26 protein-coding genes are annotated in these 19929 nt (G+C 69.3%); 15 read left to right on the forward strand and 11 right to left on the reverse strand.

Annotated elements, in window-relative coordinates:
• Positions 1–287 precede the first annotated feature (287 nt).
• A complete protein-coding gene (locus tag CFP71_RS41450; RefSeq protein ID WP_093939347.1) occupies positions 288–758 on the reverse strand; it encodes a hotdog fold domain-containing protein in 471 nt (156 codons plus the stop codon).
• Positions 759–820: 62 nt separating this feature from the next.
• On the opposite strand from CFP71_RS41450, the gene CFP71_RS41455 reads away from it, so the two are divergent.
• Both CFP71_RS41455 and CFP71_RS41460 read left to right on the forward strand, forming a co-directional pair.
• A complete protein-coding gene (locus tag CFP71_RS41455) occupies positions 821–1414 on the forward strand; it encodes an acid phosphatase (RefSeq protein ID WP_093939348.1) in 594 nt (197 codons plus the stop codon).
• Positions 1414–1896, forward strand: coding sequence for a GNAT family N-acetyltransferase (locus tag CFP71_RS41460; protein WP_093939349.1), 483 nt, complete (start codon positions 1414–1416; stop codon positions 1894–1896). The genes CFP71_RS41455 and CFP71_RS41460 overlap by 1 nt, the downstream gene beginning before the upstream one ends.
• Here the strand turns inward: CFP71_RS41460 and CFP71_RS41465 are convergent.
• Positions 1893–2429, reverse strand: a complete 537-nt coding sequence (locus CFP71_RS41465; protein WP_093939350.1) for a hypothetical protein — start codon at positions 2427–2429, stop codon at positions 1893–1895. The genes CFP71_RS41460 and CFP71_RS41465 overlap by 4 nt on opposite strands.
• Positions 2430–2676: 247 nt before the next feature.
• Here CFP71_RS41465 and CFP71_RS41470 point away from each other — a divergent pair, with 247 nt between their 5' ends.
• Entirely contained in the window at positions 2677–3603 is a 927-nt protein-coding gene (locus CFP71_RS41470) for a diacylglycerol/lipid kinase family protein (RefSeq protein WP_093939351.1), read from the forward strand.
• Positions 3604–3876: 273 nt separating this feature from the next.
• On the forward strand, positions 3877–4131 hold the full coding sequence (locus CFP71_RS41475; RefSeq protein WP_026466945.1) for a WhiB family transcriptional regulator: 255 nt from the start codon (positions 3877–3879) through the stop codon (positions 4129–4131).
• Positions 4132–4435: 304 nt separating this feature from the next.
• Here CFP71_RS41475 and CFP71_RS41480 read toward each other — a convergent pair whose 3' ends face one another.
• Positions 4436–5959, reverse strand: a complete 1524-nt coding sequence (locus CFP71_RS41480) for a sensor histidine kinase (protein WP_093939352.1) — start codon at positions 5957–5959, stop codon at positions 4436–4438.
• 106 nt (positions 5960–6065) lie between these two features.
• Between CFP71_RS41480 and CFP71_RS45670 the strand changes: the two genes are divergently transcribed.
• Positions 6066–6140, forward strand: a complete 75-nt coding sequence (locus CFP71_RS45670) for a 50S ribosomal protein bL37 (RefSeq protein ID WP_369299112.1) — start codon at positions 6066–6068, stop codon at positions 6138–6140.
• 77 nt (positions 6141–6217) lie between these two features.
• On the opposite strand, the gene rsrA is transcribed toward CFP71_RS45670, so the two are convergent.
• Both rsrA and CFP71_RS41490 read right to left on the reverse strand, forming a co-directional pair.
• Complete coding sequence (gene rsrA / locus CFP71_RS41485; protein ID WP_093939353.1) at positions 6218–6541, reverse strand: mycothiol system anti-sigma-R factor; 324 nt, start codon at positions 6539–6541, stop codon at positions 6218–6220.
• The gene (locus tag CFP71_RS41490) at positions 6538–7176 is read right to left on the reverse strand and encodes a sigma-70 family RNA polymerase sigma factor (protein ID WP_026466946.1); all 639 of its coding nucleotides are present in this window, start codon (positions 7174–7176) and stop codon (positions 6538–6540) included. The genes rsrA and CFP71_RS41490 overlap by 4 nt, the downstream gene beginning before the upstream one ends.
• 190 nt (positions 7177–7366) lie before the next feature.
• Here CFP71_RS41490 and ybaK point away from each other — a divergent pair, with 190 nt between their 5' ends.
• Positions 7367–7843 carry a Cys-tRNA(Pro) deacylase gene (ybaK, locus tag CFP71_RS41495; RefSeq protein WP_093939354.1) on the forward strand — a complete coding sequence of 159 codons (477 nt, stop codon included), beginning with the start codon at positions 7367–7369 and terminating at the stop codon, positions 7841–7843.
• Between the two features lie 576 nt (positions 7844–8419).
• Positions 8420–8983: a hypothetical protein gene (locus tag CFP71_RS41500; RefSeq protein ID WP_093939355.1), complete on the forward strand. Its 564-nt coding sequence runs from the start codon at positions 8420–8422 to the stop codon at positions 8981–8983.
• Here the strand turns inward: CFP71_RS41500 and CFP71_RS41505 are convergent.
• Positions 8933–9541 (reverse strand): alpha/beta hydrolase family protein, encoded by a 609-nt coding sequence (locus CFP71_RS41505; protein ID WP_093939356.1) that lies wholly within the window; start codon positions 9539–9541, stop codon positions 8933–8935. The genes CFP71_RS41500 and CFP71_RS41505 overlap by 51 nt on opposite strands.
• Complete coding sequence (locus tag CFP71_RS41510; RefSeq protein ID WP_093939357.1) at positions 9538–10296, reverse strand: SOS response-associated peptidase; 759 nt, start codon at positions 10294–10296, stop codon at positions 9538–9540. Before CFP71_RS41510 ends, CFP71_RS41505 begins: the two co-directional genes overlap by 4 nt.
• Before the next feature lie 101 nt (positions 10297–10397).
• On the opposite strand from CFP71_RS41510, the gene rsgA reads away from it, so the two are divergent.
• The 6 genes from rsgA (at position 10398) to CFP71_RS41540 (ending at position 15875) form a co-directional block, all read left to right on the forward strand.
• Complete coding sequence (rsgA, locus tag CFP71_RS41515; RefSeq protein ID WP_093939358.1) at positions 10398–11408, forward strand: ribosome small subunit-dependent GTPase A; 1011 nt, start codon at positions 10398–10400, stop codon at positions 11406–11408.
• A 61-nt stretch (positions 11409–11469) separates the two neighbouring features.
• Positions 11470–12366, forward strand: a complete 897-nt coding sequence (locus CFP71_RS41520; protein ID WP_093939359.1) for an SCO4651 family lipoprotein — start codon at positions 11470–11472, stop codon at positions 12364–12366.
• Complete coding sequence (locus tag CFP71_RS41525) at positions 12367–13242, forward strand: SCO4651 family lipoprotein (protein WP_093939360.1); 876 nt, start codon at positions 12367–12369, stop codon at positions 13240–13242.
• A gap of 141 nt (positions 13243–13383) precedes the next feature.
• On the forward strand, positions 13384–14058 hold the full coding sequence (locus tag CFP71_RS41530; RefSeq protein ID WP_093939361.1) for a hypothetical protein: 675 nt from the start codon (positions 13384–13386) through the stop codon (positions 14056–14058).
• Between the two features lie 72 nt (positions 14059–14130).
• A complete protein-coding gene (locus tag CFP71_RS41535) occupies positions 14131–14928 on the forward strand; it encodes an SCO4651 family lipoprotein (RefSeq protein WP_093939362.1) in 798 nt (265 codons plus the stop codon).
• Positions 14929–14990: 62 nt separating this feature from the next.
• Positions 14991–15875, forward strand: coding sequence for an NAD-dependent epimerase/dehydratase family protein (locus CFP71_RS41540; protein ID WP_093939363.1), 885 nt, complete (start codon positions 14991–14993; stop codon positions 15873–15875).
• A gap of 69 nt (positions 15876–15944) precedes the next feature.
• Here the strand turns inward: CFP71_RS41540 and CFP71_RS41545 are convergent, their stop codons facing one another.
• Together CFP71_RS41545 and CFP71_RS41550 are read right to left on the reverse strand one after the other, a co-directional pair.
• A complete protein-coding gene (locus CFP71_RS41545; RefSeq protein ID WP_093939364.1) occupies positions 15945–16436 on the reverse strand; it encodes a DUF6912 family protein in 492 nt (163 codons plus the stop codon).
• Positions 16433–17839 (reverse strand): WS/DGAT/MGAT family O-acyltransferase, encoded by a 1407-nt coding sequence (locus CFP71_RS41550; RefSeq protein ID WP_093939365.1) that lies wholly within the window; start codon positions 17837–17839, stop codon positions 16433–16435. Before CFP71_RS41550 ends, CFP71_RS41545 begins: the two co-directional genes overlap by 4 nt.
• Before the next feature lie 34 nt (positions 17840–17873).
• On the opposite strand from CFP71_RS41550, the gene CFP71_RS41555 reads away from it, so the two are divergent.
• Positions 17874–18662, forward strand: a complete 789-nt coding sequence (locus tag CFP71_RS41555) for a TrmH family RNA methyltransferase (protein WP_093939366.1) — start codon at positions 17874–17876, stop codon at positions 18660–18662.
• On the opposite strand, the gene CFP71_RS41560 is transcribed toward CFP71_RS41555, so the two are convergent.
• Positions 18637–19041 (reverse strand): HAD family hydrolase, encoded by a 405-nt coding sequence (locus CFP71_RS41560; protein ID WP_093939367.1) that lies wholly within the window; start codon positions 19039–19041, stop codon positions 18637–18639. The two genes, CFP71_RS41555 and CFP71_RS41560, sit on opposite strands and share 26 nt — an antisense overlap.
• 112 nt (positions 19042–19153) lie before the next feature.
• On the opposite strand from CFP71_RS41560, the gene CFP71_RS41565 reads away from it, so the two are divergent.
• Positions 19154–19654: an Rv3235 family protein gene (locus CFP71_RS41565; protein WP_093939368.1), complete on the forward strand. Its 501-nt coding sequence runs from the start codon at positions 19154–19156 to the stop codon at positions 19652–19654.
• A 51-nt stretch (positions 19655–19705) separates the two neighbouring features.
• Here CFP71_RS41565 and CFP71_RS41570 read toward each other — a convergent pair.
• Positions 19706–19929 (reverse strand): hypothetical protein (locus CFP71_RS41570; RefSeq protein WP_143267272.1); only part of this gene is annotated, 224 nt, incomplete at its 5' end.

Genomic DNA, 19929 nt, shown 5'->3' on the forward strand with positions numbered 1-19929 from the left:
AGACATGAGTGTGGTGAAGGGGACTTTCCCCCCATCACATGAGAGGAAAGTCCCCTTCACCTCGGGCCTTGCGGGCCTCGTGGGCGGCGTGGGCGGCGTGGGCGGCGTGGGCTCGGCGGCGTTGCGAAAGCCACGTTCGCAACGCTCAACGTTGCGAACGTGGCTTTCGCAACATCTGAAACCGGCAGAGGGCAAGCCAAGCACTCGCCACCTTTGCCTTACCCCTCAATAGCCCTCTTTGCGACTCACGACCCACCGCGGTGACCAGCACGCCACCCGGACACGCCTTACTTCTTCTTGGTGACCCAGATGGTGATGGTCGCGGTCACGACGGGCTTCCCGTGCGTGTCCGTGATCGTCACCGGCACGGGCAGCTCGAAACCCTCGTCGCCGAATTCCGGCAGCTCCGGCAGTTCCGCGACCGCGCGCAGGCTCGTCTCGGCCTTCGCCACGTACTCGACCGTCATCCCTTTGGGCAGCCAGCGGTGTGTGGCCGGGACGGTCGCCTCGGCGAGCATCCCCATCGCGATCTCGGCGAGGTTGCATGCCGCGATCGCGTGAAAAGTCTTGATGTGGTTGTAAACACCCCACCACTTCGGGGAGGTCACCTCGCACCGGCCGGGGCCCAGTTCGCGCACCGACGGGAGCACCGTCCGGAAGTACGGCACACGCAGGCACATCGCCGCCGAGAACAGCTGTTTGCCGACCGGCTTCCCGGCCAGCCGGTTCCACATCGCGTAGGTCGGATTCTGCGCCATCACGGTCTCCTCATCATGTTACTCACCAGTAGCATAACCGGACCGCAGGCTATATTCGCAACGTGGCTCATCGGCTCTTCCTCCTCCGGCACGGTCAGACCGAGTGGTCCGTCAACGGACGGCACACCGGACGCACGGACATCCCGCTCACGACGGCGGGCGAAGGGCAGGCCCGCGCGGCGGGCGGCACCCTGCGCGCGGTGCTCGGCGGAAACCCCGCGCTCGTCCTTTCCAGCCCCCGCACCCGCGCGCTGCGGACGGCCGAACTGGCCGGTCTGCGCGTCGACGAAGTCACCGAAGAGCTGGCCGAATGGGACTACGGCGACTACGAGGGCGTCACCACCCCGGTGATCCGGGAGACCGTTCCCGGCTGGACGGTCTGGTCACATCCGATCCCCGGCGGCGAAAGCGCGGACGACGTCAACGCCCGCGCGGACAAGCTGATCGACCGCGTCCGCGAGCCGCTCGCCAAGGGTGACGTGATCCTCGTCGGCCACGGTCACTTCAGCCGCGTCCTGGTCGCGCGCTGGGTCGGCCTGCCGTCGACGGCGGGCGTCCACTTCGGACTCGACCCGGCGGGCGTCGCGGTGCTCGGCGACGAACGCGGTGAGCCCCAGATCGAACACCTCAACCTGCTCCCCACGACGGAGGACTAGTGGCCGACGACCGCATCCGGCGGATCCGCGAAGAGGACGTCGACGCCGTCGTCCGGCTCGTCTACGACCTCGCCGAGTTCGAACGCGCCCCGGACGAGTGCCACCTCACACCCGAACAGCTGCGGACAGCGCTGTTCGGCGAGGCGCCGGCGTTGTTCGGCCACGTCGCCGAGGACGGCGGGGAGATCGTGGGCTACGCGCTCTGGTTCCTCAACTTCTCTACCTGGCGCGGCGTGCACGGCGTCTACCTCGAAGACCTCTACGTCCGCCCCGAGCAGCGCGGCTCAGGCCTCGGCAAGGCGCTCCTGGCCACGCTCGCGGCCGTCTGCGTCGAGCGCGGCTACGCCCGTCTCGAATGGTCGGTGCTGAACTGGAACCCGGCGCAGGGCTTCTACAAGTCGCTCGGCGCGGTGCCGATGGACGAGTGGACCGTCGACCGGCTGACCGACGAACCCCTGAAGGCGCTCGCCGCCCAGGTCTAGTCCCGTTCCTCGCGTTCGCGACGCGCCGCACGACCGGCGGCGCCGTCGCGTTCGGCGGCCTCTTCCTCGGTCTCGCCCTCCCGCAACCCGAGCGCCCACGCGCGCGACGGGCGGCGGAACAGCAGCACGAGGACGGCGACGCCGATCAGACCCAGCGGCACCCCCCACAGCGGCTGCCCGGACGGGCCCGCGCCGTACCAGCCGACCCCGACCAGGATCAGCGCGACGACCACGCCGGGCGACCTCGCCCAGGTCTTCCCCAGCACCAGCCCGGCCGCGCAGGCCACCGTTCCGGCGGCGAGGACGAGGTAGTAGGCGACCTCGGCCAGCAGGTTCTCCGGTCCGGCCTGGCCGTTGACCAGGAGCAGGACCGCGAACACGATCAGGGCGAACCCCGGCAGCGCGGTGATCACCCCGGCGAGGCGGACTTCACGGGGCGCGGGCGAGAGCTTGTCGGCGATGGACACGGCGAAACAGCCTTCCAGGCTTCCGGACACGGCGCTCCACCAGGGCGGGTCACCGTACGTGAGCACTTTCGATCGTATGCCACCCGGTCGGCCGGTTTCCCCGGACCGCCGTATGGGAAGAATTGGGAGTGTCGTCGATAAGCGGGCGGTCGGCCCGGGTGCACTTGTCACGACGGAGCTGTCATTCGTCGGCAGTGAAGGAGGGACGCCCGCCACAGGGGTCACAAGGTGCTGCCTCGAGGACGTCGCGCGGCTGAGCTTCGCGTCACGTGAAGCTCCCACCTTCGGGCAGAAGTCACTTACCCTGCGGTATGTGCGTGCCATCCTCGTCGTGAATCCCCAGGCAACCTCGACCACCGCCGGTGGCCGTGACGTGCTGGCGCACGCACTGGCCAGCCAGGTCAAACTCGACGTGGTGGAGACCGACTACCGCGGCCACGCGATGGCCGTGTCCCGGTCCGCCGCCCGTGACGGGATCGACCTGGTGGTCGCCCACGGCGGCGACGGCACTGTCAACGAAGTGGTCAACGGCCTGCTCGCGGACGCCGACGGCGATCCGGCGAAGGTCGGCGACGTCCCCATGCTCGGTGTCGTGCCGGGCGGTTCGGCGAACGTCTTCGCCCGCGCGCTGGGCATCGCGCACGATCCGGTGGAAGCGACCCACCAGCTCCTCAACGCCATCGAGAGCGACCGGAGCCGCAAGGTCGGCCTCGGGATCGCCGACGGCCATTGGTTCACCTTCAACGCCGGCATGGGCTGGGACGCCGATGTCGTCGGCCGCGTGGCCAAGCGGCGGGGCAAGCAGACCACCGCGGGGCTCTACATGAGGGCCGCGGTGGCGTCGCATCTGCGGCCGCCGCTCGGCCGCCCGCCCCTCACCGTCAGGATCCCGGGCGAAGAGCCCACCGAAGTGCTGACCGCTTTCGTGTCGAACACCGATCCGTGGAGTTACCTGGGGGACCGTCCGGTCCACCTGAACCCGGGCAGCTCGTTCGACACCGGACTGGGCCTTTTCGCGTTGAGCGGTCTGCGATTGCCCACCGTGTTCAAGCATGTACGGCAGGCATTGCTCACGAAGAGCGACCAACGCGGACGACGTCTCCTTCGTCACGATGACCTGCCGATGATCCGCATAGACGCTGCTGAACCGGTAAACTTCCAGGTGGACGGCGACCTCGTCGGCCAGCGGAAGAGGGTGGAGTTCTTCAGCGTCCCGGAAGCACTGACGGTAATCGTCTGACGACCGGACCGCTGATCGCCTGCGGCAAAGTACGACCTGCCGCTCATCGACGCAGAACCTCCGCTCACCGCATCGGCCTTCCCTTCGGAAGGCTGTTTCGGAACGAAACCGCAGGTCAGAAGCGTCGCTCGGCCGGGTGAGCTGACTCACCGATCTTCGGAAAACCCTTGTCGAAACGGGTGCTTCGTGAAAGCATTCACAAGCACCCAAAAAAACGACCGCCATGACGACTATGGCGCGGAGTACCGCGCCATTATGAAGGAGCTCAGAAACATGGACTGGCGCCATGACGCTGCCTGCCGAGACGAGGACCCCGAGCTGTTCTTCCCGGTGGGAACCAGCGGTCCTGCTCTGTCGCAGGTGACTCAGGCGAAATCCGTGTGCCACCGCTGCACCGTCGCCTCCGACTGCCTGGCCTGGGCCTTGGCCAGCGGGCAGGACGCGGGCGTGTGGGGCGGGATGAGCGAGGACGAGCGACGCGCCTTGAAGCGCCGTCGTACGCACATCGGCACGCGTACTTCCGCCTGAGTTTTTCAAGACTCAGCACGCTTCACCAATAATCGAGCAAGACCCCAAGCTTCGGGAAGTTCCCGCGGCGCGATGGCTGTATGGCCCTGCGTCGTGAGGTGACACGTACCCGACTTGAGCTTAACAAGCGAGGCCGACACACCCTCACGGGGGTCTGGCTTCCAGGACTTTTTCCAAGTCCTCCCGCGGAACCGTTACAGGGCCGGCGCCATCTTCTCTTCGGGCGCCGGCCCTAAAACGTGTCCGGGTGAGACTGTCCACTGCGGATGACCACAAGGGACAGTCCACTCCGGACCGCGCTGATTCACAGCCGCCGGGACAACGGGATCCGCAAGGCCGCTTCCGTTCCGGCGCGCCGTCCGCCCGTCTCCTCGGGTTCCCCGCGCAGCCCGCGGATCGACAACGAGCCCCGCAGTTCCGACTCCACCAGGGTCCGCACGATCTGTAAGCCGAGACCGTCGCTGCGTTCCAAGGAGAAACCCGAAGGCAGTCCGCGCCCGTTGTCGCGGATGACGACGTCGAGCCAGCGGGCCGACCGTTCCACCACGAGTTCGACCTTGCCCGGCCGCCCGTCGGGGAACGCGTGCTCGATGGCGTTCTGCACCAGTTCGGCGAGCACCATCACCAGCGGCGTCGCGATCTCGGCGACGACGACACCGAACGAGCCCGTGCGCGAAAGCCCGACCTGCGACTCGGCCGTCGCGACCTCACCGACCATCGGGAGGACGTTGTCGAGCAGCTTGTCGAGGTCGACCCGCTCGTCCACCGAGATGGACAGCGCCTCGTGGACCATCGCGATCGACGAGACGCGGCGCACGGACTCGCCGAGGGCGAGCCGCGCCTCCTCGCTGGAGGTCCGGCGCGACTGGAGCCGCAGCAGCGCGGCGACCGTCTGCAGGTTGTTCTTCACCCGGTGGTGGATCTCGCGGATGGTCGCGTCCTTCGACAGGAGGGCGCGGTCGCGGCGCTTCACCTCGGTGACGTCGCGCACCAGCACCAGCGCGCCGGCGGCCTGCCCGGCGGGGCGCAGCGGCAGCGCACGGAACAGCACGACGGCGCCGCGGCGGGAGTCCGCCTCCGTGCGACTGCTGGGCTTGCCGTCGAGCGCCTCGATGATCCGGTGCGACACCTCGGTCGCGTCGAACGGGTCACGGATGAGCGACCTGGTCAGCGGCGCGAGGCGCTGCCCGACGAGATCGGATTCGTGCCCCATCCGGTGATAGGCGGACAACCCGTTCGGGCTGGCGAAGACCACCGTGCCGGTCGGGTCGAGGCGGATCAGGCCGTCACCGACCCGCGGGCTGGTGTGCGTGTCCGTCTGGTTCCCCGGGCTCGGGAAGGTGCCGTCGACGATCATCTGGCACAGATCACCCGCGCTGCCCAGATAGGCGATTTCGAGCGGGCTCGGTACCCGCGAGGCCGCCAGGTTCGTCTCGCGGCTCAGGACGGCGATCACCGTGCCGCCGAACACCACCGGGATGGCTTCACGGCGCATCGGCAGGTCGCGATACCAATGCGGGTCTTCCTCGCGGCAGATCCGCACCTCGCGGCTCGCCTTGGCCAGCTGCGGGTGCTCGTCCACGGTGAACCGGGTGCCGACGACATCCTCCGGATGGGCCGTCGGCGCCGTCGTCGGGCGGGCGTGGGCGACGCAGACGTAGTCGCCTCCGTCGGGTTGCAGCTCCTCCGAAACGGCGACCCAGAGCAGGAAGTCGGCGAAGGACAGGTCGGCCAGCAGCTGCCATTCGGCGACCACGGTCTGGAGATGGTCCGCGGCTTCGCCGGACAGGCCGGTGTTCTCCGCGAGCAGATCGGAAAGGGTGGACACGTCCCCATCCAAGCAGGGTGAGGGCCGCATGACACACTGGAGCGGTTGACCCTGGCCCAGCGGTGTCGTATCACCCCGCGAGGGCCACTCGGACGAGGAGTGAAACATGTCGAAGCGCGCCCGCAAGCGTCGCGACCGTAAGAAGAACGGCGCGAACCACGGCAAGAAGCCCAACTCCTGATCATCGATCAGACAACGAAGGCCCCCGCACCGATCCGGTACGGGGGCCTTCGTGTGTCCTGAGCGGGCTACACAGTGCTACTCGAAGGTCTGCTCGATCTTGACCTCGGTGCGCTCGATCGTGATCGCGCCTTTGGTCTGCACGGTCTGGCGGATCGAGGCCCGCAGCCGGGACTTGAGGTCGTCCGGCGCGTGATCGCCACCGCACTTGCGGGCGAGCAGCTGCTTGATGTGCTCGTCGATGCCGTATTCCTCGAGGCACGGCGGGCAGTCCTCGATGTGCTTGCGCAGGGCGGCGTCACGCTCGGCGCTGCACTCCTTGTCGAGGAGCAGGTAGATGTCGGCGAGGGCTTCCTCGCACTTGACCTTGTCGTCCGCGCCGCTGCAGTAGTCGTCGGTCATCGCCCCGCCACCTCCTGCTGTTTACCCGCGCGGATGAAGCCCCGTTCGCGGGCGACGTCGGCGAGCAGGTCACGGAGCTGGGCGCGGCCGCGGTGCAGCCGGGACATCACGGTGCCGATGGGCGTGTCCATGATCTCGGCGATCTCCTTGTACGCGAAACCTTCGACATCGGCGAGGTAGACCGCGAGGCGGAACTCCTCGGGCAGCTTCTGCAGCGCTTCCTTGACGTCGGCGTCGGGCAGGTTGTCCATCGCCTCGACCTCGGCCGAGCGCAACCCGCTGGAGGTGTGACTCTCCGCCTTGGCGATCTGCCAGTCGGTGATCTCCTCGGTCGGCTGCTGCACCGGCTGGCGCTGACGCTTGCGGTAGCCGTTGATGTAGGTGTTCGTGAGGATGCGGTACATCCACGCCTTGAGGTTCGTACCCGCCTTGAAGGAGGCGAAGGCCGCGTACGCCTTCAAGTACGTCTCCTGGACGAGGTCCTCCGCGTCGGCGGGATTCCGGGTCATCCGCATGGCGGCCGAGTACAACTGGTCGAGCAGGGGCATCGCGTCCCGCTCGAAGCGCTCGGCCCGCGCGGCCGCCTCTTCGGCGTCCGTGCCCGTGTCCGGCGCGGGATTCTGCGTGCTCGGCAAACCGTTCCCTTCCCGATCGGCGTCGATGCGCTTGTGCGCATGAGACGTCGTCGAGTTTACGCGCGGACGGATCACCTGGCCGCCCGGCGTGCGCGGGATCAGGATTCGGGGGGCTTCGAGTGTGGTGGACACGTGCCTTTCAACAGTGCGGCCCGGCCGGGCATTCCCGGCGCGCTCGTAGACTCCGCCCATGGCAGGCAAGGGAACCCCGGCGACGGCGCTGCTGGCGAAGCAGAAAGTGGCGCACGTTCTGCACGCCTACGACCACGATCCTCGGGCCGAGTCGTACGGCCTCGAAGCCGTCGAAGCATTGGGGCTCGACCCCGCACGCGTGTTCAAAACCCTGGTGGCCGACGTCGACGGGAAGCTGACCGTCGGTGTGGTCCCGGTCACCGGGCAGCTGGACCTGAAGGCCCTCGCCGCCGCCGCGGGCGGGAAGAAGGCGAAGATGGCCGACCCCGCGGCCGCGCAGCGCGCGACGGGGTACGTGCTCGGCGGGATCTCGCCGCTCGGGCACCGGAGCAGGCTGCCGGTGGTGATCGACGCCTCGGCGGAGAAGTTCGAGACCGTGCACTGCTCGGCCGGGCGCCGCGGCCTGGAGGTCGAACTCGCCCCCGCCGACCTGGTTCGCCTCACCGGCGCCGTGGTCGCCCCCATCGCGGGCTGACCTCCCCGCGTTTCGTCCTCTGAACGCGGCGGCCGGGATGGTCGTGAGTGGCGATTCGGGTTCGAGCGGACCGGTATTTCCCTACCCACGCCTGAACTGGGCGAGTGGTGGCTCCGCGGCTGCCAGGGCGCGACGATGTAGGAATTGGGACGTTGAACGTCCCGGATCCTCCACACTCGCCGGTCACACCGGTGGGCACCTAAATACGAGTCCGCCAGAACCCGAATCGCCACTCACGATCATCCGGCCCGAAGTGGCACTTTCGCGTGCCTGGCCGGACGACACGTGTGATCAGATGGACGACACGCGTGACGGGATGGACGACACACCGGCGGCCGGGGTCCCGTCGCGTGTCGTCCGCCTGGACACACGTGCCGTCCGCCTGATCACGCGTGTCGTCCATCCCGTCACGCGAAACCACCGCTGCCACGGGGCCTCGTAGCGTTCAGAGGACGAAACGCGGGAAGGCAGGTTCACCCCAGCGAGGGAGAGCGGTCGGTCCGCGGCGGGAAGATCACGCGCCCGCGCTCGGGAATCGTCGTCGGCAAGCGAACGACGACTCCTGGGGAGCGACGAATGACCGAGACCGTGCCCGGTGTGCCGAAGTGGGCGAACCTCGCCGCCCACCTGACACTGCTGACGACCCTGCCGTCCGGGCTGTGGCGGATCGCGATGGGCCTCGGCGTCCCGGTCGGGTTCACCGAACAAGGGCTGAGCGAGTTCGGCATCCCCGGCTGGGGAACGGCCTACGTCTTCGGCCTGAGCCTCCTCGCCGAGGCGCTCGCGTTCCTCACCCTCGGGCTCGTCCGGCCGTGGGGCGAGGTGTGGCCGCGCTGGATCCCGGGGTTGCGCGGCCGGAGGATCCCGCCGCTCGCCGCGATCGTCCCGGCGGCCGCGGGCGCGATCGCCTTGACCGTGCTGGGTGTCCAGGCCCTGCTCCGCCGGGCGTCGGCCGGTGCGTCGATGCCGCCGGGGACCTGGGAGGACTCGCCGGTCTACGGCGTCGTGATGGCCGTCTGTTACGCGCCGCTGCTGCTCTGGGGTCCGCTGCTGGCCGCGGTCACCGTGCACTACGCCCGGCGACGGCTTTCAGGCGAGCGGCCGCAGCACACGCTCCAGCCACTCGGCGGCCGCGCGTGACACGCCGTCGAGGTCGGCGCTGAGGTTGTGGTCGCCCTTGAGCACCACGATCTCGTGATGCGGCCCCGCCTTGGGCAGGCCGAACGGGTCACGCTCGCCCTGGACGACCAGCGTCGGGACCTCGACGGCGTCCAGTTCACCCTGCCGGGTCTTCTCCGGCTTCCCCGGCGGATGCTCGGGGAAGGCCAGGCACAGCACCGCCACCGCCTGCCCCGCAGCGGCGGTCCGGCACGCGACGCGGGCCCCGGACGACCGGCCGCCGAACACGATCGGGAGATCGTCGAAACGCTCGGAGATCTCGTCGGCCACGGTCAGCCAGGCGGTGTCGAGCTGAGTGGCGGGAGCGGGCGCGCGACGGCCCGCCACCCGGTACGGCTGTTCGACGAGCGCGACGTGCACGCCCGCCGCCTGCGCCGCCCGCGTGACCGCGACCAGGTCCTTCGCGCCGATACCGCCGCCCGCGCCGTGGCCGAGCATCAGCACGGCGGTGCCCTCCTCGGCACAGTGCAACTCGGCCCGCGCGGGGCCGTAGGCGGTGCCGATCTCCAGCGTCGTCATGAGCCGGGCGCGTCGAAGAGCGCGCTTTCGGCGACGGGCTCGACCCTGTCCAGCAGCTCGGGGCCGTTGTTGCGGACGCTGTTGACCAGGCTGGACACCGGCCGCAGCTCGATCATGTCGACCAGGTCCACCGGAGGCGGGACGAGCAGGTCGGTGACGTCGGGCAGGTCGGGGTCGAGCCAGGTGTCCCACTTTTCGCGCGGCATCAGCAGCGGCATGCGGTGGTGGACGTCGGTGAGCCTGCCGACCGAGTCCGTGGTGATCACCGAAAAAGTGATCAGCGGGTCCGCGTCCTTGTCGTCCTTCGGCCGCCAGGTCTCCCAGATACCGGCGAAGGCGAGCGAACCGTCACCGGGTCCGGTCATGTAGAAGGGCTGCTTTTCCTTGCCGTCGCGCCGCCACTCGTACCAGCCGTCGGCGGGGACCAGGCACCGCCGCGACGAGACCGCCTTCTTGAAGGACGGCTTCTCCTTGGCGGTCTCGGCGCGCGTGTTGATCATCTTGGAGCCCACCCCGGGGTCCTTCGCCCAGAACGGGACCAGGCCCCAGCGCATCGTCCGCAGCGACCGGACGGTGGGCTCGTCTTCGAGCACCGCGCCGTCGGCGTCACGCGGGTGGCGTTGCACCACGGTGGGGACGACCTTGGTCGGCGCCACGTTGTGATCGATCCGGACCCGGCCCTCGGTCAGGTCCACCGCGGCGAATTCGTCGATCAGCGCCGCGGGGTCCTTGGTGGCGGCATAGCGCCCGCACATGCGAAAACCTCCCTAATCGACAGTCATCGTTACACGCCGGCCGGGCGATGGCGAGCAGCATGGGATCATTGTCCCGCGGTGTTCGGAGGGCAGGAGGCGGTTTGGCGGGCAAGGACTGGCGCAGGCTGGACGAATCCGACGTGCGGATCCGTCCCGGCAAGGGCACCAGGCCGCGCAGCAAACGTCGTCCCGAGCACGCTGACGCCTCCACGGCGATGGTCATCGGGAAGGACCGCGGGCGCTGGACCTGCGCGATCGACTCGGATCCGGAGCGGGTCGTCACCGCGATGCGGGCCCGTGAGATGGGCCGGGTCTCGGTCGTCGTCGGCGACACCGTCGGCATCGTCGGCGACGTGAGCGGCAAGCCGGACACCCTCGCCCGGATCATCCGGGTGGAGGAACGCTCCAGTGTGCTCCGCCGGACGGCGGACGACACCGACCCCTTCGAACGGGTGGTCGTCGCCAACGCCGAGCAACTGCTGATCGTGACCGCGCTGGCCGATCCCCCGCCGCGCACCGGCTTCATCGACCGCTGTCTCGTCGCCTGCTACGCGGGCGGCCTCGAACCGGTCCTGTGCCTGACGAAGGCCGACCTCGCGAGCCCGGACGAACTCCTCTCCGGCTACGCGGGTCTCGACATCCCGGCCGTGGTCACCCGCCACGACGAGCATCCCGAGGAGCTGACCGGCAGGCTCAAGGGCCGGGTCACCGCGCTGGTCGGGCATTCCGGCGTCGGGAAGTCCACTTTGGTCAACCGGCTGGTGCCGGACGCCGATCTGGCGACCGGCGTGGTCAGCGCGGTCGGCAAGGGCAGGCACACGTCGGTCGCGGCGGTCGCGCTCCCCCTACCCGGTGGCGGCTGGGTGGTCGACACGCCCGGTGTCCGTTCGTTCGGACTGGCGCACGTGACCGCCGACGACATCGTGCTCGCGTTCGAGGAGTTCGCCGCGGCGGCCGAAGAATGCCCGTCCGCCTGCGGGCATCTCGGGCCGCCTTCGGACCCGGACTGCGCACTCGACGACGTCGTCACCGAGGGTGACGCCAGCCCGGAACGACTGGAGTCTCTGCGCCGCCTTCTGGGGTCCCGAGCCGGACATGAGGACGATCGGTAACTATTTCCGACCAGGAGCGATACCCCGTTCGGATTAGATCAACTTTTTCTGAGGGGTCCTCTTGAAGCGCGTAACCATGCTCGCCGCCGTCACCACGGCCGCCGTTCTGGCGCTGTCCGCGTGCGGTGCCGAGAAGCAGTCCGGCGCGGCTGCTCCCGCTCCTTCCGAAGCGAAGAGTTCGCTTTCGTCGCCGCTCGGCGACCCGATCCAGCTCGCGGCGCTGAGCCGCGAGAGCACCAAGAAGGCCAAGTCGTCGAAGGTCACGATGGAGACCGTCGCGGGCGCCCAGAAGAGCACGGCGTCCGGTCAGGGCATGTACGACGGCGAGAACAGCAAGCTCGCGATGATCATGGACAGCGACGGCAAGAAGCTCGACATGCTGTTCATCGACAACGCGCTGTACTTCAAGCTCGACGCGGAGGACAAGGCCGAGCTGAAGACCGACAAGGCGTACGTGAAGATCTCGCCCGACGGCCAGGACCCGCTCTCGCAGCTGCTCGGCAAGATGATGTCGAAGGCCATGAAGGACAGCGACCCGTCGCGCATCCTCGAGCAGGTCTCGCAGGCCGGGAAGATCACGAAGTCGGACCAGGTCGAACTGAACGGCGAGCAGACCAACCACTACGTCATCGAGGTCGAAGCCGAGAAGGCCATCGCGCTCATCATGGGCGAGGTCGGCATCCCGCTGCCCGCCGAGACCGTGAATCAGCTCAAGGCGAAACTCGCGGGCAAGAACGTCGTGATCACCACCGAACTGTGGCTCAACGCCGACCAGCTGCCGGTGCAGGTCGTCTCGGACTCGACCGCGTTCGTGAAGGCCATGGGCGCCCCCGGTGACGGTGTCGCCAAGACCACGGTCAAGTACACCGACTGGGGTGTTCCCGTGAGCCTCACCGTCCCGCCCGCCGACCAGGTCGGCGACATGGCGGAACTCGCGAAGAAGGCCGGTGGCCGGTAAGTGCGCGCCTCCTTCAAGCTCACCGCGGTGGCCGCGGCCCTGACCCTGCTGGTCACGGGCTGCGGCACCCGCCCGGCCGAGAACAAGGCCGAGGACAAGGGTGGCGAGCTCGCGCTGGCGACGCCGTTCACCGACGCGCTCGGCCTCGTCGAGGCGGCGAAGCAGGGGACGCGAAAGACCAAGTCCTCCAAGGCGACGCTCGACGCCACCCGCGACGGCGCCAAGGTCACGGGCACTTTACTGGCGTACTACGACGGTGCCGCCTCGAAAATCGAGGCGAACCTGACCATCGACGGCGAAGCCGGCACTCTGCGCCTGGTCGACCAGGCCCTGTTCGTCAAACTTCCCCCGGCCGAGAAGGTCCAGCTCAAGACGGACAAGAACTGGGGGAAGATCGACCTGAACAGCGAGGACCCCCAGACGAAGGCCATGGGGAAGGCCCTGCGGAAGTCGTTCGAAATGGGCGACCCGGCGAAGCTGCTGGAACTGGTGGAAAAGACCGGCCGCATCGTCAGCTCGGAGCAGACCCAGCTGGACGGCGTCCCGGTGAACCACTACTTCGTCGAGTTCGACGCCAAGAAGCAGTTCGACCTGTTCTTCGGTGAGGACCTCCCCGCCGAGCAGCGGGCGAACATCGAGAAGCGGCTCGAAGGCAAGGATCTGCGGATCCCGGCCGAACTGTGGCTCAACGCCGAACAGCTTCCCCTGAAGATGACCATGGACATGACCTCGTTCGCGAAGTCGGTGGGTGGGCGCGAGAACGGCGAGTCCAAGTCGACCTACACCTACAGCGACTGGGGCACGCCGGTGGACGTCGTTCCGCCTCCGGCCGCCGAGGTGGGCGACTACACCGAAATGGTGAAGCAGGGAATCTAAACCCTGGTGCGCGTGAAGGCCCCCTTCCCTCTGCTCAGCCGAGGGAAGGGGGCCTTCACGCGCTTCCGGACGATTGGACGGTGGAAATTCACGCGAGAGGCGCTACGGTAGTGGTACAGACCATTCACCCGAGGGAGTCCTATGCGTGCCACCGGATTCGCCGTCGTCTGTACCGCTCTCCTGCTGCTGGGAGGCTGTTCCAGCGAGGAGAAACCGGCAGCACCCGCCGACGCGGCGCAGCTCGCCTCGGCCGCCGGCGCGGGCACGCAGAAGGCCCGGTCGTCCAAGATCGCGCTGGAGACCACCGCCGAGGACGGCCGCAAGGTCGTCGTGACCAGCTCCGGGCTCTACGAGGGAGCGAACAGCAAGTTCTCCATGGTCGCCGAGGTCGCGGGCGAGAAACGGGACCTGATCTTCGCCGACGGCGTCCTCTACTACCACCTGTCCGACGCCCAGGTGCGGGAGCTCAAGACCGACAAGGAATGGGTCAAGATCACCGCCGACGGCAAGGACGCGCTCTCCGCCGCCAACGGCGCGCTGATGACCGACGTCGTCGAGAAGATGGACCCGACGCGCACGATCGAGCGGATCTCGAAGTCCGGCAAGGTCACCAAGTCCGATCAGGCCGACCTGAACGGGACGGCCACCACGCACTACGTCCTCGATCTCGGCGGTGCCCCGGCCGAGGTGTGGCTGGACGGCGATCAGCGTCCGGTGCAGGTCACCATGGACAAGGTCACGGTCAAATACGACAGCTGGGCCTCGGACGTGGTGATCATCGCGCCGCCGCCGGAGGCCATCGGCGACAGCCGCTGAGCCGTTCCCCCGATCGGGGCGAGGTCCCCGGCTGTGTTTCGCTTGGGCACCCGCCTTCGAAAGCAGGTCCTCATGCGGAGAACGGCCCTGCCAGCCGTCGTGCTAGCACTCGGCGCGCTGCTCGGCGCGTGTGACAGCGAAACAGCCGTCTCGTTCGCCGACGCCCGCGCGCTCGCCGACGGAGCCGCGGCCGCCACGGACGGCAAAGCCGCGAAGTACGCCACCGACGTCACGGCGGGCACGATGCGTTCGAAGAGCCTGGGGCAGGCCCGGGTCGCACGGACGGGTACCGCGCTCGCCATGACCACTGATTTCCTCGGCGAGCCGCTCGAACTCCGCTTGGTCGACAAGATCGTCTTCGCCAAGGTCCCCGAAAGCGCCCGCGAGGACGTTCCCGGCGGGAAACCCTGGGTCAAGGTGTCCCCCGATGGCGCGGACCCGTTTTCGCAGGTCGCGGGCGGCAGCATCGACCAGCTGGCGAAGCAGAACGATCCCGCTCGCGCGCTCGACCAGGTCCGGCGGGCGGGCACGCTCACCGAGTCCGGGCACGCCGAACTCGATGGCGTGTCCACCGAGCACTACCGGCTGGACATCGACATGGCCGCGCTAGGCGGCGATCTGCCCGCCGGGTTGTCGGCGGAGGCCGTCGGGGAACTGAACGGCAAGCTCGGGAAGATCCCCATGGAGGTCTGGCTCGACGACGCGCACCAGCCGGTGCAAGTCGTGCTCGACCTCGCCCCCGTCCTCGCCGCTTCGGGTGTTCCGGACAGCGCGACGGCCAAGATCGTCACGCGCTACAGCGAATGGGGCACGCAAGCCGACATCCAAGCGCCGCCGCCGGAAGAGATCGGGGAGATCCCGGCGGGCTGACCCTGTCACGTTCTCCGCGCCCGTCTCGTCCAGGTCGTGAAGGCGGACAGGAGGAGACGAACATGCGCGTGATGGTGATCGGGACGACCGGGGTGCTGGGACGGCCACTGGTGCGGCGGCTGCTGGCCGAAGGCCACGAGGTGAGCGGGCTCGCCCGCGGCGAGGACCGGGTCGCGGCCGTGCGCGCGACCGGCGCGAAGCCGGTGACGGGTTCGCTGTTCGACGTCGATTCGCTGGCCGGGGCGCTGAACGGGCACGACGCGGTGGTGAACGTCGCGACCCGGATCCCGGACGCGCGTCACGCGATGACGGCGTCCGGCTGGGCGGAGAACGACCGCCTGCGGACCGAAGGCAGCCGGACGCTCGCGGCCGCCGCGCGCCGGGTCGGCGAGCTGGGAATCGTTGTGCAGGAAGGGATTTCGTTCGTCTACGCCGACGGCGGTGACGACGAACTGACCGAAGACGCGCCTCTCGCGGCGAGCGGTCACATCGCGTCTTCGACGGTGGCGCACGCGAACGTCGCGGAGCTGGCGGACGAGGGACGCACCGCGATCCGGCTGCGGATCGGGCTGCTGGTCGCCGACGATCCGATGACGACGATGATGCTGACGGCCGCGCGACGCGGTTCGCCGCTGATCATCGGCCGCCGGACCGACTGGACCGCGGTGATCCATCCGGACGACGCGGCGGCGGGCGCGATCGCGGCGCTACGGGCACCGAGCGGCGTCTACAACCTGGCCGCGGATCCGGTGCGGAAGCAGGAAGTCGGCGAGGCGATGGCCGCCGCGGCCGGTGTCCGGCGCCCCCGCGCCCTGCCGAAGTGGCTGGCGAACCGGGTGGGGTCGATGGCGGTGCTGGCGCGTTCGCAACGGGTCGTGTCGACCCGGCTCACCGAGGCCACGGGCTGGCGGCCCGAACGCCCGGTGCCCGGCCCTTCCTGGTTCTAGCGTTTCGTCCTCTGGACGCGGTAGTTGCACGCGCAAGGACCGCATCCAGAGGACGAAACGCGGAGAGGGCTAGAGGAGCTCAAGCAGGAAAGGGAGTTCCTGGGGCGCGTACCAGGCGAGTTCGTGGTCCTCGGCGTCCCCGAGGGTGAACTCCGCGTCCGGGTCGCCGAGGTCGGCCTGGTCGATCACCGCGGCGGCGGCCTGGACCGACTCGGCGGCTTCGGCGGCGTCGACGTGGATCGCGGCGACGTCGGCGATCTTCACCGGTCCGGACAGCCGGACGACGGCGGCGTCGAGGTCCGGGCGCAGCGTGACCTCGTCGATGTCGGCCGAGATCACCACCCGCCGCGGCTCGGGCTTCTCCTCGGCCGCGATCAGCCGGAGCGACGCCCTGGCGGCGTCGAGCAGCGCGGCGTATTCGAGCTCTTCGTCGGATCCGCTGGCGTAGGACTCCCGCAGCGCCGGGGTCAGCGCGAACCCCGTGCCGCTGCGCGCCCGGAACTCCCCGGCGGTTTCGAGATCACGGAGCATCGCGATCGTCGCGGGCAGATAAACCCTCACCAGTGCGCACCCTTCAGTTCTTCCAACGATTCCTCGATCATCCCGGCGAGCAGGTCCACATCGGACACGGCCTTGCGATCGCCGTTCAGTCCGAAGTAGACACCGCCGTGATACGAGGTGACCCCGATCGCCAGTGCCTGATTCCGCACCAGCGGCATGACCGGGAACATCTCCACCATCTTCGCCTGTCCCGCGTAGAGCGGCACCTGCGGGCCCGGCGAATTCGTGATCAGCACGTTGAAGATGCGCCCCGACATCGACCCGGCCGCCCGCGCGCCCAGCGAATGCAGGGTCGCCGGAGCGAAGCCCCCGACCGTCAGCAGCCCGCGCGCGGCGACCGAACGGCCCGAGTCGAGGTGGGCCGCCATCGCGTGGCCGATGTGCTGCAACCGCAGGACCGCGTTCGGTTCCCCCACCGGGAGGTCGACCAGATAGGCGTCGACCTGGTTCCCGACCAGCGCCGGCGTCGAGTACTCGGCCGTCTCGGCGTCGCGGACCGCCAACGGCACCAGCGCGCGCACCGTGGTGGTCGCGGTCAGGGCCGAGCCGCGGGACAGCAGCCACTCCCGCAACGCGCCGGTGATGGCCGCCAGCACGACGTCGTTGACCGTGCCGCCGTGCGCGGCGCGGACCTTGCGGAAGTCCTCCAGCCGCGTGCGGACCGCGGCGAACATCCGGCCGCCGGAGGTGCGGACGTTGAGCGGGCCGGACGGCGCGGGCTTGACCATGGTCTTCAGCGCGGACGCGACGTCACCGACCGTTTCGGTGACCTTGCCCGCCATCGCGGTGGCGTCGTGGGCGATGGACCGGACGTTCTCCACCAGCTCCGTCGGCCGCTGCACGGTCTCGGCGACGGCGTCGAGCATCAGCTGGGTGCGGCTCGGTTCGCGGCGCGGATGCCAGTTGTCGTCGAACGGTTCGGGCTCCTGCGGGGCGGTCTCGAGGATCAACTGCCCTAGCTCGATGGTGACGGCCCCGTCCACAACGGACTGATGCGTCTTGGTCACCAGCGCGATCCGGTCCCCCGCGAGCCCTTCGACGAAGTACGCCTCCCAGAGCGGGCGTCCCGGGTCGAGCCGCCTCGACATCAGCCGCGCCACGAGATCGAACAGCTGGCCGTCGGAGCCCGGCTGCGGCAGCGCGGACCGGCGGACGTGGTAGTTCAGGTCGAAGTCGACGTCGTCGACCCACACCGGCCGGGCGAGATGCCCCGGCACCTCCAGCACGCGCTGCCGGTAACGCGGCAGGAACGCCAGCCGCTGCCCGATCAGGTCCAGAAGCTGCTCATAAGTGAAGCCGTCGCGCGGCCGTTCGAAGATCGCCACGCCGCCGACGTGCATCGGGGTCGAGTGGTCTTCCACGTACAGGAACGAGGCGTCCAGCGCGGAGAGGCGGTCGAGCATGAGCCGATCCTTACATAGTGGGACACTCGCCGGTGTGGGTGATGAGTCGGCAATCTCGCCGAAGGACCGGTTCCTGACGGTGTACGGGCGGAAACCGGTGCTCGAAGCATTGGACGACGCGGCGCTCGAGGTGGACAAGGTGATTCTCGCCGACACCGTGCGGGGCCCGAACGCCGCCGAGATCCAGCGCGCCGCCAAGGCCGCCGGGGTACCGGTGCAGCGGGCGAGCGCGCATCGCGTCAAGGTGCTGGCCGGCAACGGCAAGCAGGACCAAGGGGTGCTGGCCGACGTCGTCGCCCCGCGCATGCGGTCGCTTCAGGCGGCCCTGTCCGACGGCAGGCCGCCGTCGCGGGTGCTGCTGCTCGACGGCATCACCACCCCGGCGAACGTCGGGATGATCCTGCGCACGGCGACCGCCGCCGGGCTGGAGGGTGTCGTGGTGCCGCGGCGCGGGGTCGCCGCCCTCGACCCGATGGTGGTCAAGGCCTCGGCCGGGGTCGCGTTCCGCGCGCCGGTGCTGCGCTGCGGCAGCGCGCGCGAGGCGGCCGAAATGCTCGCCGAAGCCGGCTACGGCATCTACGCGCTGGGCGCTTCGGCCGGCGAGACGGTGTTCGACGTCGAACTTCCGCAGCGCGCGGCCTTCGTGCTGGGCGGGGAAACGAACGGCGTCGGCGCCGAGGTCGGCGAACTGGTGACGGAGTGGGTGTCGATCCCGATGCCGGGCGAGGTCGAGTCGCTCAACGTGTCCGCGGCCGCCGCCGTGCTCTCGTTCGAGCTGGTCCGCCGTGCTTCGGGAGCTAGGGCTTCGGGAACAGGGCGCTGAGCTCGGTCAGCGTCTCCTCGACCGACGTGTGGTGCACGCCCGCCATCCCGGCGGCCACCGCGGCGCGGACGTTGTGCGCGGCGTCGTCGACGAACGCGCAGCGCCCGGCCGGCAGGTCGAGCAGCCCCGCGGTGAGCAGGTAGACCTCGCGTTCGGGTTTGGCGACGCCGACCTCGCCGGAGAAGACGAGCGCGTCGAAGAACGGGTTCAGCGCTCTCTTGGCCTCGTCCGACGCCCCGGGCGCGTTCGAGAGCAAGGCCGTTTTGATGCCGCGCGCCCTGGCGGACCGGAGGAAGGCGTAGAGCTCGTCCGCGCCGTCGTCCGTGAGCACCCCGACGTAGTCGATGACCAGCCCTTTCAGCACCGGCCCACCGTACACAAGCGATCACCGCCCGGTTCATCCTCTCGGGCGGTTCGTGTCGCGGCGCGGCCTGTCTTCGGCCCCTTACTTGCTGGGCGTGGCCGAGGGGGCCGCGGAGGGGGACTGCCTGATGCGTTCGTACGTACTGAGACGGCTTAAACCGTGTGAACCGCCTTACCGGGTCGCGAGCAGGCTGGTGCACCGGGTGGCGCCGCCGGACAACCAGCTCGTGCTGGACCTGCCGCTGGGCGGGGAACAGATCGTGGAGGAGCCGCCGCCGCGACCCGACACGCCGGACCGGCGCCAGGTGGGCAGGCTGCTGACCACCATCCTTGAAGCCTGCGACGGGCGCCGTCCGGCGGGCCAGGTGCGGCCCATCCTCGACCCGGCGCTCCACAGCGCGCTGCTCGACAGCGGCCGCCGTCGTCCGCCGGGCGGCTACCGGCCGAAGTCGATCCACCTGTGCCATCCGAGGGACGGCGTCGTCGAGGCCTGCGCCACGGTCGAGCAGAACGATCGCTGCCTCGCGCTGGCCGCGCGCTTCGAGCGGACGCCGTCGGGCTGGGTCTGCACGCGCTTCAACCTGCTGAAGCCGCCTCGACGGGTTTCCTCGCTCCGGCTCACGGCGTGACAAAGGGGCCTTCACCGCATCGCGTGCGGCGAAGGCCCCCTTCGGCTTGTCTTAGCGGCGCGGGCCCTTCTTGCCCTTCTTCTGGGAGGCGCGCTGCGCGGCACGACGCTCCCGGCGGGTCCCGCTCTGGTCGCCGCCGTCGCTGCCGGCACTGTCCGAATGCGACTCGACGCCGCCGTCCTCGGACGGGCCCGACATGGTCAGCCCGGACTGCGAACCGCCGCCGAGTCCCTTGCCCCGCAAGGCGGACGGCACGGACTCGGTGTCGGTCGCCG

This window comes from Amycolatopsis thailandensis (assembly GCF_002234405.1).
GTDB classification, from domain to species: Bacteria; Actinomycetota; Actinomycetes; order Mycobacteriales; family Pseudonocardiaceae; genus Amycolatopsis; species Amycolatopsis thailandensis.

Excerpts from the sequence above, each read along its gene's own strand:
- CFP71_RS41450 (WP_093939347.1), bottom strand. The coding sequence starts at position 758 with ATGGCGCAGAATCCGACCTACGCGATGTGGAACCGGCTGGCCGGGAAG.
- CFP71_RS41475 (WP_026466945.1), top strand. The coding sequence starts at position 3,877 with ATGGACTGGCGCCATGACGCTGCCTGCCGAGACGAGGACCCCGAGCTG.
- rsrA (WP_093939353.1), bottom strand. The coding sequence starts at position 6,541 with ATGACCGACGACTACTGCAGCGGCGCGGACGACAAGGTCAAGTGCGAG.
- ybaK (WP_093939354.1), top strand. The coding sequence starts at position 7,367 with ATGGCAGGCAAGGGAACCCCGGCGACGGCGCTGCTGGCGAAGCAGAAA.
- CFP71_RS41500 (WP_093939355.1), top strand. The coding sequence starts at position 8,420 with ATGACCGAGACCGTGCCCGGTGTGCCGAAGTGGGCGAACCTCGCCGCC.
- CFP71_RS41505 (WP_093939356.1), bottom strand. The coding sequence starts at position 9,541 with ATGACGACGCTGGAGATCGGCACCGCCTACGGCCCCGCGCGGGCCGAG.
- CFP71_RS41510 (WP_093939357.1), bottom strand. The coding sequence starts at position 10,296 with ATGTGCGGGCGCTATGCCGCCACCAAGGACCCCGCGGCGCTGATCGAC.
- CFP71_RS41530 (WP_093939361.1), top strand. The coding sequence starts at position 13,384 with ATGCGTGCCACCGGATTCGCCGTCGTCTGTACCGCTCTCCTGCTGCTG.
- CFP71_RS41535 (WP_093939362.1), top strand. The coding sequence starts at position 14,131 with ATGCGGAGAACGGCCCTGCCAGCCGTCGTGCTAGCACTCGGCGCGCTG.
- CFP71_RS41540 (WP_093939363.1), top strand. The coding sequence starts at position 14,991 with ATGCGCGTGATGGTGATCGGGACGACCGGGGTGCTGGGACGGCCACTG.
- CFP71_RS41550 (WP_093939365.1), bottom strand. The coding sequence starts at position 17,839 with ATGCTCGACCGCCTCTCCGCGCTGGACGCCTCGTTCCTGTACGTGGAA.
- CFP71_RS41565 (WP_093939368.1), top strand. The coding sequence starts at position 19,154 with ATGCGTTCGTACGTACTGAGACGGCTTAAACCGTGTGAACCGCCTTAC.